Origin of the sequence: Bacillus cereus group sp. MYBK245-2, from assembly GCF_051916145.1 — a bacterium.
Lineage (GTDB): Bacteria > Bacillota > Bacilli > Bacillales > Bacillaceae_G > Bacillus_A > Bacillus_A pacificus.
Window position 1 is genome coordinate 61,661 of record NZ_JBQAGB010000016.1, and the last position, 13,746, is coordinate 75,406.

Genomic DNA, 13,746 nt, shown 5'->3' on the forward strand with positions numbered 1-13,746 from the left:
AGGATTATATGATTATACAATCTAAATAAATCCCTATACCACTTAAACTTATGCTACTTGCAAATGCTTTAACCCAATCTCTAACGCGCCTGTTCCTCCAAAACCCTGATTAAATAAAAGCGGGACATCATACTTCTTTGCGTACTCTTTTGCTACATCAATAGACACATGACCACATGCACCTTTCTGCACTACAATAACATCACATTTTTTTATAACACTACGAAATGTTTTCTTTACACCACCATGATTTTTTCCGTCGTGAAAAATCACCTGACAATCTCTTTTTTTCGCTAACTTCTCTAATGTTCTACCATTTGAACCACCTAAAACTAGAATTGTACTCATTTCCATTCACTCTCCACATCTTTATTTTTTTTATATGTACTTGGTGATACTAATAATACAATTGTACAAATGACAATATTCAGGAATACCACACCCACTATTAATACAATTGCAAAGACTGGTAACAATAGCATGAAAATAAAACCACTTACAAGCAAGCATATGAATATAAATCCATTGCTCATGTCTTCATAACCATCTAATCCTGTTACAATATCTAAACTGTGCATCCAAACTGTGATACTATCCCAATTTGTTATCAACAGGTATCCACTACCTACTAATAAAGCCCACCCAAATATTGTCCCTAAAAGTCCCGAGCCTCTTCCAGAAGAATATCCTGCAAAATAGTTTGCTGCGGTTCCAAATAATAATCTCATTCTTTTTACCTCCACATCTATATCATTTCACTAATATATACAAATTCCATTTAACCATAACTTTATTATATCAGAAAATTAAGAATATTCAATAAATATTTTTAGGTACTCTTTATATTTTTTAATAAGGGCTGTGATTTTTATTCACAACCCTTATCTTTCAGTTAATCCACAGGAACTTCTTCTTGTCCATGCGGTATTTGTTCAATTGGTGTTACAATTTGCGCATATTGATTTACCTGAATTTTAAATTGTCGTGGTTCCAAGAAGTTTACCTGTTGTATTAAAACCTCTATATGAAATGTATCTACTTTTTTCCCGCGGTCAATTTTGGTAATACGTGCATTGTAAAACTTATCTCCATTTAGGAAATATCTTTGAACAGCTTCTGTAGCAAGCATACGTTCATTACTTGTCATTTTCATTGGTTCAATACCAAATCCAGCCTTTGTAAACAAATATGGAACATCATAACTACTATTAGAAATTTTTCGTAGTAAATCCTCTACTGTTTTTGTTTTTGCAATATATTCTTCTTCTTTTGTATCAAATCTCTTTGGTTTATCTCCAAGCATCTCGATTTCATCTTGATTTACTTGCTCTTCCTCTTGCACTTGTGATTTCAGCATATAATCATGAATGGTATTATAGGTGGCAACACCTGCCACTAGTACGATAATCCCCAATATGACCAAGTATTTACGAGGCATATTAGATAAAATGTTGATTATTTTCTGCATCTACTCTCATCCCTTATCAGTCTATAACATTACGGATTTGTGTCATATGTTGTCCTCTTGCCGTATAGTTTAGACCTGTAATTTGTACACCCTTATTATCACCAATATGAATCATTTTTTGATTCCCCATATAAATCGCAACATGCCCTGGATTTTCATAGAAAATTAGATCCCCTGGTTGCGCATGATTGATGTCTGGCACTTGTTTTCCTTGTCCGACTTGAGCACCAGTCCAATCTCCAAGTTGGACACCTATACTTGTTCTAAATACATACTGAGTAAATCCTGAGCAATCTGAAGTACCTCCTGGCGGATTACGATCCCCTAAGACATATCTCACTTTTCCTTGACCAAGCCATTTTTTCGCTTCTGCTAATACTTTTTGTCGTTTGTCATTCGTCATAATAGGAGAACCACCAGATGATAGTCCTGGATCATCATTTTTCTTAAAGAATTTCATTGGATCCGTTGGTTGGTCGTTAATACGAATTTGGAAATCTAAATGAACAGCGTAGCCATTCATATTAAGGAAACCAGTGTTTTTATCATAGTTAGAACCACCCATCTCTCCAATAATTTGTCCTTTCGTCACCATGGTTCCTTGTGCAATTGATATTTTACTCAAATGTAAGTAACGAGATACAATACCATTTCCATGGTCTACATAAACACCTAGACCTCCACCATTTACATTACCTGCTTGGACTACAATACCTGCTTCCATTGACCACACGGGGTCTCCAGCTTTTCCAGCGGTCATAGCTCCAATATCTACAGCATTATGTTGCTTTCCACCACGAACTGCATCAAATGTATCTGTAATACGCCCTGATTTCGTTGGCCATTTCCAACCTTTATCGGAAATCCATTCTCCATCTCCAGATTCTACACAACCTAAATCTTTATAATATTTCAAAACTTTGGAAACGTAAGTGTAATCTCCATAACACGCTCCAACTTTGGTTCGGAAGTTATTAGGATCAGAACAACCTGCTGGATTTTCACCAGCATGCTCCCTAGAAAACGCAATGGCTGTTTCTTCTGAATATCCACCTTTTGCTAATGCATAACTAATGAATCCAGGACCGTAATTATAACTCTGTAAGGCAAGTGCTATATCTCCATTTGCCTTTGCTAAAACATCTTTAAATTCTTGTACGCCTGCTTCAATAGAAATATTGGGGTCTTTAATACACCCTATACGAGCACTTCCTTTTAGACCTATACAATATGAACTTAAGTCTCCATAATACCCTTCTGCAGCTTGCATCGGGTCACTTCCCTCTCCTTGTGATTCCTGCATCATTTGGGCAGCCAAAACACCAACATATTGAGCTACACCATGTTTTTCTGCCATTTCTTTAATTTTAGGAAGGTATCCTGTAACTTTGGCATTAAGGTTAACAGGTTCTCCGCCAGGGCTCACATTACCTACACACATACCACCAACAAAATTACTAGAAGGTGCCAGATGTCCATACATTCCTTCTAACATTCCTGCTGCTAGTATCTCACGCGCACGATCTTTTTGACTCTCACTAAACTTTGCAAGCTCCATCGCTTTTTCTAATCCATGAGAAGAAACTGTTACTTTTTTACTACCACTTGCATTAATTTCATCTATTTTTTTCTTAAAATCTGTATCTCCCAATATCTTTTTTACATCTGGTCCGGAATAACTTTCAGATTTGGTTTTTTGCATCTCCTTTTTCTTTTTTTCACAAGGACCATTCGGTCCTGCCTCACATACCTCTTTTTCCGTATATTCTTCATATTGGATATCCAAGAAATATGATATAGCATCATGCGGATCTTTTCCAGTCAAATCATTATCATACCGAGCCATGTCAAAAGCGACGACCTCTTTCCAGTCTACGTTTAGTGCCATTGAAATTTCCATATACTTTTTGACTTGCTCTTCTGTTTTACTCTCATCATCGGTAAATGGTACAAAAGATGCTAGAATCACACATACAGTAATAATAAGAGCCATAATGAGAGCAACAGGCAATCCTACTGCTCCCACGATAGCTCCGACAATTTTCACTATACCAGCTCTTAGCAGTTTGGCAGCAGCTTTCGCTGCCGCTCTTCCTGCTTTTCCTGCCATTTTTGCCATTTTCCCGCTTGCCTGCATCCCTTTTTTCTTAATAAAGTGAGATGTCGCATCTTTTAAAGGGTTACTTTTCTTCTGGTTATTTGGATCGTTAGGATTTTGACTCATAGACTTGTCACTCCATACTTTCCATTTTCATTATTTCTACTTCTTCGCTGTGCTAAGCGAGGGTTTGGCGCAAATGGAATCAGGTTTTGTGGGTCATGTTCTGATAAATTCAAATGTGTCTCTGTACGTACAACTTCGTCCTGTGTATGAGTTACTAGGATTTCTTCTCTCGGTTTAATACTGCTATCTTTCACTTCACAAACCCTTTCAATTCTTTGGTTTGCTTGTAATCGTGTATCTCCTTTTCCGAACGGAGAAATACGTGACACTGTACCGTCTGTAGTTGTCGCAACCATATAACTACGATCTCTTTCTACCACCATTTGCACATTCTGGTATCCCCCCTGGTCTAAATCAGACATATAGAAGTGACCATTGTCTACCTTATGACTTACCGTAAGTGGCGGTTCACTAAATACTGGTTTCTGTTGTAAAGGTCTTTGATTTTGATTTCCTATTAATTGGTTTGGATTAATATTGATAGAACGATTGATACTAATTTTCCCACCACTAGAATCTTGAATATATGCTGGTGTTGCTTTCATACCATTACGGTACTGCGTTAATTGTCCATCCGAAATATTTAAGTCTTGATATACAACTTGTCCCGAACGAATGCTACTATCACCACTACCATAACGAGATACAACTTGTGTCATTCCACTGGAATCTTTCGCTTCAATCCATGATTTATTATTTGTCGTAACAAGACGTACTGCACCTTGAGCAACTGATTGTCTTCCAGTCGCATCTGTTATTGTTGGTACCATTCCCTTAATCTCTTGAATTTCTTTTGCTTCTGTTTGAACTGCTTTATTATAAGGATTATGTTTACTTACCATACGTGCAGTAGCTTGGTAAGCACCTGCACCACCAATTACACCTGCTGCATAGCTTAATCCTTTTGTCACATTGTAATGGCGTTCTGCTGCATTACCTCCTAATGAAGTATGAACGGCAGCTGCAGTTCCACTCATCACTCTTTGTACTGCATTTCCACCAGCCTGCTGAACAGCACTAGATGCATTAAAGTATGCTTGTGATACATTTTCCATACCTTTTGTATGCACGAGATGTTTGGCACCTTCCATCATACTTACACCAATCATCTTACTTTGCTGTGTCATACGTCCCACTGCTGAAGTTGGAATCGTCATTTTCCCAGCACTTTGCGAAATATTTGCTACACTAGCTGATGCATCCGCATACGAGCGCTCAATTTCAGAAACAGACAGATTTCCAGCACGTGCCATACTCGCTTGCGTTTGCGTAGCTGCAAACACAGCTTTATTGATTGCACCACCTGTCGCAACACCGTGTGAACGAACACTTTGAATCGCACTAGTAATTCCAGAACCTACTTGTTGACTCACTGTTCCAAGACTAGCATGACTTTGTAAACCTTTCGTCAATTGCGAAGCAAAGGCATCTTTATTAATATATGATTGATTATGTAGACTCTTACCACTCGTATCTTTTGCCTGTACGGGCATCGCACCCGCTTGTACCGCTGCTTGCTGAGCGACTGCTTTAAATTCATTCCCTTTATCATTCAAGTGAGACTGCCAAGCTTCTACTTTTTGCGCTTGAGACATAGTTGGAGACAAGTTTTTCATAAAGTTTGCTTTGTTCTCTGCTGCATATCCTTGTTTAAAGGATTCTGTAGATGCTTGTACTAAATTCCCAACATTACTTACACCTTTTTGTTTCTGGTTTCCATATCCATTTGCTAAACTATGTGTTTTTACACCATTTACCGCTTTTTGAATGCCAGATACACTAGATACACCCATTGCATTTATATTTGGATTGTTTTGTAATTGTTGCGATAGCTGAGAAGCAAAAGCTTCCTTATTAGCATAGCTAGTCCCATCTTTTTGTTGCACAATCCCTGCTTGTTCTGCAGCTTTCTGTGCATGATTTTTAAATCCTTGCACTTTTTGACTCAAGTGTTTGTTCCATGCAGCCTCTTTTTCTTGTTGTGGTACATCTGCAGGGAATTGCTTCATGAATCCAGCCTTATGATCTGCTGTATATGCCTTTTTAAATGCAGCAGTGGACGCACCCACAAGTGAGTCTACTTGTCCCATATTTTGATGGCCACTCTCTAGTGTTTCTCCCTTTACTCCTTCAACCGCTTTCCCAACTTTTCCAAGTGCAAGTTGAGAAGCAAAGACATCTTTATTTACATAAGACTTATCAAACAGGTTGTTGCCTTGCTTATCTTTCGCATCAACTGGCATTGCTCCAGCTTTTATTGCCGCTTGTTCTGCATGATTTCTAAATCCTTGAACTTTTGAGTTTAGATGGTCATTCCATTTTTTCTCTTTCTCTTCCGCTGACATGTTTTCTGGTAATTGACTCATAAACGCATCTTTATGGTCTGCCTCATATCCTTTTTGGAATGCGTTAGTTGCAGCGTTAACTAAATCTCTAGCATTTCCATATGGTGTAGCATTTTTCTTCATATTTTGTAAATCTTGTTTTCGCTGATTTTTGAAATGAGACATTTGATCACTATTTGTTTTTGCTACTTTTTTTGCAATCTCTGCATCAGATGCACCAGGGAATGCTTGTTTTAAACGGCTCGCAACTGCAGAATCAGGATTATCCGCTTTCCAATTTTCAAAATCTTTCGTAGCTAAGTCTTGTGCAATATCTTCATCTGTTAACTCTGGATATTGTTCTCCATTTAACCCTTTATACGTATCTAGACCTTTCTTCACACTAGAACCAATATGCTTCCCAGCACTAGTAACTCCTTCAAGTCCAGCTGCCAATGTTCTTCCTGTTACTGCACCAGGAACTCCACCTGCTTTACTTCCAGCAAATGTTCCTACTGCCATTCCTTCTGGTCCAAGTCCTGCACCCATTGCTAACCCCGCGAGTCCGCCCGTTGCTTTTCCAACCATGCTTCCAATTTGACCTGCTTTTAACATACGAGCTGCACGAGATGTTGTACCTACATCTGTCCCTAAATTGGCTCCCAACGCGTTTTTAGGGTTATCAGCATCTTCTTTTTTATCTTCCTCGCCTTCTTTTCTAGCTTTTGTCTTCTCTTTATTACTACGATGGTCATCACGTATCCCTTTAACGATACCTGCCATACTTGCTAAGGCTCCCATTCCAAGCATCGTACCTGCTCTATTTACCGCTCCCGCCGTATTTGTACTTAAACCAATGAACCCTTTTACAATTTCACCTATAGGAATAAACATAGCAAATAAGATTAATTTAATAATGGTATTATCTGATTTGCCTACTAGTACAAAAATCAACCATATAGTAATCGCATGGATACCTTGGATGAGTACTGTACCAACAAATTCACGCATCCAATATAGAGTTTGTTGTTTCTTTTGAGGAAATAACCACATACCAACCATAATCGGTCCCATTAACATCAAAATATATAGAGATACCGCTCGCATTAAATAGAAGAAGTTTGCCCAAAGTGACAATCCAACTTCAATCAACATCGCAAAAATTTGAAATAAATAATCATCCTTATTTTTATCCATAGACAATTCGGCAATTGTCTGACCTGGTTTAAAAACATCTAGCGATTGTTCTCCTATTGCTCTTTTAAACTCCGATGCTACCCAAGTATTAATATCAAATATTATGTTATAGAAGAAATCTAAATGCCATATACAAATAGAAACGATCATTAAATCCTTCGCATATTCAATGATATATGTTCGATTTGTTGGATTAATGGCAGCAGCTGAATACTTTGCACCAGCAATTACAGCACTGACTAAGACTAAAAAGGCTGCAAATTTAAACATGACTGGTAATCCCGTATTTAAAACATTCCCAGCTGTGTCGTCTTTAAATAAAAAGTTTAGTTTTGCACTATCCCCACCAAAAATTAAATCGGGGATAGTATCAATTAATTTATAGATTGGAGAAAGAAAGGTCTTGACCATAGAAACAATTAAGCCGCCAACCCATCCTATTATCTTATCAAGCATAATTTCACCTTCCTTTTCAAAGGTACGCTATTATCCTGCGTACCCTTGTACTTTCTTCATGTTATTTAAAAGCTCTTGTAGTACCGCTTCATTAGATTCAATGAACATCATTTCTTTATCTGATGGATCTGTTTGAATCCAAACCGAGCTATCTCCTATACGGAAAATCCCTTCACCTTTCCCTGGATTGTTGAGAATAATGTCGAGCTCCCCAGCAGTTAAGTTAAAGTTCTCTTGGATTTTTTTCTTATCAATCTTATTTTGCTCTAAGAAGAAATAAGAGAAAGTAGATTGCAAGATACCACGCGCTTTCACATTTTCCAAAATACGAACAAAGTCCTGACTTGCCCAACACATACCGGCATTTCTTTTACGTGAACGACGTGCTACTTTTTCTAAGAAGTTAACAGTTTGTTCATAATCGATAAACTGCCACATCTCATCCACATATAACACTTTTCGTTTGATAGCGTGTTCTGGACTCTTAATCCAATGCTCCCAAATATAGTTCAAGATAACGTGGAAGGCGATCGGTTTTAAGAAACCCTCTTCTAAATGACTAATATTAAAGTTAACAACACGTGATTCATTTAACTGTGTTTCTACACCGCGTCCAAAATTACTTTGTCCATCAAATAATGGTTTTGAGCCATCACGTAAAAACGGACGAATCGCAGCAATTAACTCTTCTGCTTTCACATCGTCTCCATGGTTTTCTACTATTACATCATAAATTTCTTTTAACTCTGGCTCCGGCTTTCTCACTTGAGACTGAATTAATTGTCCATCCACCTTCTTCACTTCATCTGTATATAAAGATGAGGGATGAGAAGTAATACCATGTTTATCGAATACTTCACGAATTGCATCTTCTAACATTGTGCGCTGGAATACATTTAATCCTGGTTGATCAAAATCTTGTCCGCGAATAATAATGTCAAAGAATCCTAGTATTTCATTGATTTTCTCTAAAATAGGCACAAATCTTACATACTTCACGCCATCACGCTCTACGAGTTCTTTCTTGTCATATTGTTCAAGCGCTTCTAGCTCTTCATCTTTATCCGTAATCTGAAGTTCTGTTACTGCAATTGCACAAGGATTAATAATGATATTACTTTCTGGTGAAATATTTAAGTTAATACCACCTAATCGTTTGGTGATTTTTACGAATTATGATGATAGGTAAGGCTTTGATGTAATCTCCACCTTTTCCCCCACCTCACACCGTACGTGCTAGTTTCCTAGCATACGGCGTTCCATCGTTTCCAACTGACTTTAAAATCAAATTATGTTACTATCGGTTCATTTCCAGCTTTAGTTCTTAGCACATTCAGTTTATCCATTTGTTTCTTGTTAAGTTTAAAAGACCGAAGGTAATGTGTAATCTTATTAAGATTCGTCATGTGAATCAGTTTGTGTATAAACCAATCTACAATTACCAAGTTGTTGTACTTGTCATCCCCACCTTGTTTAATGGGAACAATGTGATGACAATGAACACGTTCAATACCAATTTCCTCACCAGTTACATAACACTTACCATATTGAGCAACGTATTTTGATATCCTATTATCGTTGTACTCAATACTTTTATTCTTCGAATAAGTCCTCATAACTTGGTTGAGAACATCCTTAGGTATTGCCTTAAGATTACTATGTACTTTATTACGCCCCGTTTCCGTATAGTTACAGATAACCTGCGAAAAATTCCACGGGTTTTTATGATGTATTCCTGTAACTGGTAAGAGTGGAGTGTTCTGTACAACGTAAATCTTAGTGTTAGGTTGTATTCCTTTGGTCTTCCTTTTAAAATTCACAGATGTTTCACAGAACTTCATGTGCTTCATATTGTTTCTAAGTCTGGTTCTTATGACTCTTCGCAGAGAGTAATTTACCTCCGTTAAATCCATGTAAATTGTAACCGCATATTTAAAGTAATTTTGTATACCAAGAAGGGTTGAATTAAATTGAGTAACTTTCTCTGAAGTGGGCTCCTTTTGAATTCCTTTGATTCGTTCTTTTAGTTGTCTTTTAGCTTTTGTAATAGCTTTGTCGGACATACTGGTTTTTGCAATATATCCAAATTTAGCTTTACCTTGTTTAACCACTTTGATTTTGAATCCAAGGAAAACTGACGAGTTTTTCTTGAGATTAACCACTTTGGACTTTTTGGGGTTAATTTCTAATCCCAAGCGGGATTTGAGAAAATCAACTGTCGCATGATAAAAGCGTTGTGCTTCATCATAAGTCCGACACATTATTTTGAAGTCATCCGCGTATCTCACTACATAACCACATTTTAGATTCGTGTACTTCCTAGCATATTGTCGAAACCCTAAATGCCGAGTAGAGATTCTGTGAGGTTTGTAGGTTTCCCATTGGCTACTTATCCACCAATCAAGTTCATTTAGAACAATGTTGGAAAGTAAAGGAGAAATAATTCCTCCTTGCGGAGTACCCTTATTGGGAATACCCTCTCCTTCTATCTCAGATTTAAGGATTTTTGAAATAACACATAGAAGTGATTTGTCTCTTATTCCCAGAGTCCACATTTGCCTTAATAGCTTTTTGTGGCATACATTATCAAAGAACCCCTTAATGTCAATATCAACACAGTAGTGTTGGTGACCTATGTTAATAAGACTTACAACTCTACTTAGTGCATGGTGTGTACTTCTGTTCGGTCTAAATCCATAACTATGGTTATGAAACTTAGCTTCACAAATAGGTTCCAATACTTGGAGGATAGATTGTTGTACTAATCTGTCCCAAATTGTTGGAATCCCCAGGGGTCGCTTCTTATCACTGCCCTCTTTTGGGATAAGGACTCTTTTAACTGCTTGTGGTTGATAGTTATTTAATCGTTTCCTAACTTCATGAATAATCTTTGTATCGTTTAGGTGCCAAATATCTTTAATGGTTAAATTGTCAACTCCAGCCGTGTTACTCCCCTTATTAGTTTTGATGTTGCGGTATGCTAATCTAATATTTTCTTCCGAACCGATAATATCAATTAATTTATAGAAATTGTTACCATTAAGGCTATTAGAATATAACTCATCATACTTTCTTTGCATGTCGTAATATTCACTGTGCCTTAGTTTAGTTTTCTTTAACATGGGCTGTAACCTCCCCTTATTTACTGGAGGTTTACATCTCTTTAGTCTTACTCGAAACCATGTCAACCATAAGTAACAGTCAGTTTTCAATCGACTAGTGGCTATCCCTCCACGTTCATTACACGTTTCATAGGTACTGTGCCACCACTTTCACTGTCATAAACCTAGGTTATACAATTTACAATTGTTTTCCCTAGAACCACTTCATCGGAAGCAAGCCCTCAGTGTTGACAGCTTACCACGTTCCGTCATTCCTATCTGTGCATATACCGTTAGGTTTCTCCTATGAGCCTGCTACCTTGATATTGCCTGTAACAATATATGGACTTTCATAAAGGCGAGTTTTACTCATCCACAGTAGCGACACTAATTGTGTCAGTAAGCCTTTCGACTTACTTCCGATATAGACCCGTACCATCAGAGATTCGTCCGCACATACCATACTCTATTGGTTCATAGTGCATACTAACCATAGGTAATTTATAGACTTCCGGTTTATAGGTTACACCACCCACCTCTGAGTGACTTTCGTATCCTATAGGATTACGGTAACTCTCAACCGACTTCACCGAGCTTCATACAGTTCAGTTCTTGCTAACTTCACTGCATGTCGGAGTATTAAAGGAAGCCCTTCAAGGCGTTACCCTATCATTTGACTTCTTGGAATGACAGTTCACTGTTGAACTGTAAGTTCGACAATGCCTAAGCTTTTCACTTAGGAACGTGTCGCACCACCCTCGGGATCTATTATCATCGCATGTGTATCTGCAAGTGATGTTTCACGAGCTAGCTTCATTTTTAAGAGTAAACTTTTACCGGAACCTGAAATCCCTGTCACACCAATGTTATAGTTTGGTGGACGATAATCTGCGTTACCAAATGAATTTAAAAATTCTACTTGGCCAGTAATTTTGTTCTTTCCTATTGGTATACCACCGTTAAATCTTCCGGAACCTGATACAAAGGGAGCAAATGTACATAGAGCACGTCTATCGATATTGCGATATGTATCTTGCAGAGTATTTGGTGCACCTAGTGGCATAACTGCTTTCAAGCCACTCTTCACACGATTCCAAGTACTCGCTATTTTAAAGTGAGATGCTTGCATTTCATCTTCGATATACTCACATAAAACATCTAATTCTTTCTTTGAGTCAGCATACGCAACCGCCATGGTACTTACCATATAAGAGTCATTCTCATTAAATTGAATTTCATCCATTAAATTGTTTGTATCCTGAATTTTTGCATCTAAATCTTTTTCTTGGTCAATATTTCCACGTGTACGTTGGAAAGAAAGGTTCGAACGTAACATCGTCAGCTGCATATCTAACGAACGCATCGCTTTTGCTTTTGGCTCTTTATGAATATCAATCATGACATCAACCTCTCCAGCTGAAGTTAACATGTTCAGCCAATTGGTCTGCATCATACGAGGATATCCATCACGTGGAATATAAAATGGACGGAAGAAAGTATTACTTCCCAAAGACTGCTTAATTACCCCATAGTCTTCTGAATCAATTTTCATTCCTTCTGGGGCAATGACATCAAACACAGTTGTTTGATTTTCTAATTGAGGCGGAACTTCTTCTTGTTCGTACGCTTCCTCCTCTAGTTCCAATTCGTCATTCTTTTCAGCTTCTAACTTCTTTTTTTCTTTTTTCTTCTTTCCAAACAATTTCATACTTATGCCACCCCATTATTTGATTTTTCAGCTTTTTCTTCCGCTAGCACTTTCTTCATTAACTCTAGTTTTCTCTCATTTGTTTCACCGGTTGAATAGAGAGAGAAGTTCTCATTTTCAATTAAATCTTGGAAACGTGCTTTCACCGCTTTACGACGGTTAAACGCTACATATTGGAGTTCTATTAATTTATCTTTTGTTAACATTTCTACACTAATTTTTGCTTTCGATAGTAGATTTCGGGAAGCATTATAGCGACGATATAATTCGTTAAACGCTTTATCTACAATCTTTTCTTCCAATTCATCCTCTGTATCAGCTGTAATCGTACTAATATCCACTTTGTATGGATAAATTAAATATCGCTTTTGTTCATATCGAGGCTGCGAACGTTGCCAGTACTCTAAGTTGTCGATAACTTCTTGCCCATAAAGTACTGTCTCTGGTGTAAGGTCCTTCGCACCTTTCATTGTTTCTGTCATTTTTCGTACAGGATCTGTTAAATCTACAAACTTACTTTGGATATATACCTTCGTATTAAACTCTAATGTGGTTAACCATGATTCAATTTTGATATCAATCGCTTCTTGTTCCGCATTGGAAAGTAAATAATAGTTTACTGGGTGTGCCTCCGCGATTAGGATAAACGTGTCATCATGATAACGAATCATATGATTTTCAACTTCCTTAATGTCTTCTATAAAAGCACGAAAGAAATCAACATTATCCTCATCAATTTCCGATTCAGCAGGCGTATTCTTTTTATTTTTCTTTCCATTTTTTTCAGCAGTACGTTTCTCTAACCCGCCCTGGCTTTTCCCCTTTTTCTTAGAACCAAACATCGGTTTTCCATTCATTTTCCGATAAAAGAAAAACCCTACAATGGCTACCAACGCAAAATATATCATTTCTAACATCTATAAATTCTCCTTTACCCATGTAATTGGCTCGTATCCTTTTCTCCACTTGCCTTTTTCAGAACGGCTACGCATTTTGATAAGTAAATATTTATCTAGATACATGTGTTGTTTTTCTTTATAAATAAAAGCAAACGTTATTACAACTACTACTGTTGGTATTGCTAAAATTAAGCAAATAAAAAATGCTACCGCCGCATTAAAAGGTGCAAATAACCGCCATAAGAATGGCACATATAAATAAAGGGATGCTCCGCCACCCAATAGATAAATCAATTGGCGTTTGCTCAGCACACCTAACAGTGTTTTTTGTTCCGAAGTCATATCAACAGGAACGGTTACTTTTCTCAT

Annotated in this window: 8 protein-coding genes and 2 pseudogenes; all 10 read right to left on the reverse strand. The window is 37.4% G+C overall.

Features of this window, described 5'->3' with window-relative positions:
- Window positions 1–48: 48 nt before the first annotated feature.
- Window positions 49–354 carry a DUF2325 domain-containing protein gene (locus ACTFRN_RS22305; protein ID WP_000426065.1) on the reverse strand — a complete coding sequence of 102 codons (306 nt, stop codon included), beginning with the start codon at window positions 352–354 and terminating at the stop codon, window positions 49–51.
- Window positions 345–728, reverse strand: a complete 384-nt coding sequence (locus ACTFRN_RS22310) for a hypothetical protein (protein ID WP_001237722.1) — start codon at window positions 726–728, stop codon at window positions 345–347. The genes ACTFRN_RS22305 and ACTFRN_RS22310 overlap by 10 nt, the downstream gene beginning before the upstream one ends.
- A gap of 164 nt (window positions 729–892) precedes the next feature.
- On the reverse strand, window positions 893–1,468 hold the full coding sequence (locus tag ACTFRN_RS22315; RefSeq protein WP_002163382.1) for a hypothetical protein: 576 nt from the start codon (window positions 1,466–1,468) through the stop codon (window positions 893–895).
- Between the two features lie 16 nt (window positions 1,469–1,484).
- Window positions 1,485–3,692: a lysozyme family protein gene (locus ACTFRN_RS22320; protein WP_440038551.1), complete on the reverse strand. Its 2,208-nt coding sequence runs from the start codon at window positions 3,690–3,692 to the stop codon at window positions 1,485–1,487.
- The gene (locus ACTFRN_RS22325) at window positions 3,689–7,669 is read right to left on the reverse strand and encodes a hypothetical protein (protein WP_000884601.1); all 3,981 of its coding nucleotides are present in this window, start codon (window positions 7,667–7,669) and stop codon (window positions 3,689–3,691) included. Before ACTFRN_RS22325 ends, ACTFRN_RS22320 begins: the two co-directional genes overlap by 4 nt.
- Before the next feature lie 30 nt (window positions 7,670–7,699).
- Window positions 7,700–8,842: pseudogene (locus tag ACTFRN_RS22330) on the reverse strand (VirB4 family type IV secretion system protein); the annotation flags it as partial.
- A gap of 116 nt (window positions 8,843–8,958) precedes the next feature.
- The gene (ltrA, locus tag ACTFRN_RS22335; RefSeq protein WP_000914978.1) at window positions 8,959–10,791 is read right to left on the reverse strand and encodes a group II intron reverse transcriptase/maturase; all 1,833 of its coding nucleotides are present in this window, start codon (window positions 10,789–10,791) and stop codon (window positions 8,959–8,961) included.
- Window positions 10,792–11,524: 733 nt separating this feature from the next.
- A pseudogene (locus ACTFRN_RS22340) lies at window positions 11,525–12,478 on the reverse strand (VirB4 family type IV secretion system protein); the annotation flags it as partial.
- A gap of 2 nt (window positions 12,479–12,480) precedes the next feature.
- The gene (locus tag ACTFRN_RS22345) at window positions 12,481–13,395 is read right to left on the reverse strand and encodes a hypothetical protein (protein WP_000892011.1); all 915 of its coding nucleotides are present in this window, start codon (window positions 13,393–13,395) and stop codon (window positions 12,481–12,483) included.
- On the reverse strand, window positions 13,396–13,746 hold the full coding sequence (locus ACTFRN_RS22350) for a PrgI family protein (RefSeq protein ID WP_001233525.1): 351 nt from the start codon (window positions 13,744–13,746) through the stop codon (window positions 13,396–13,398).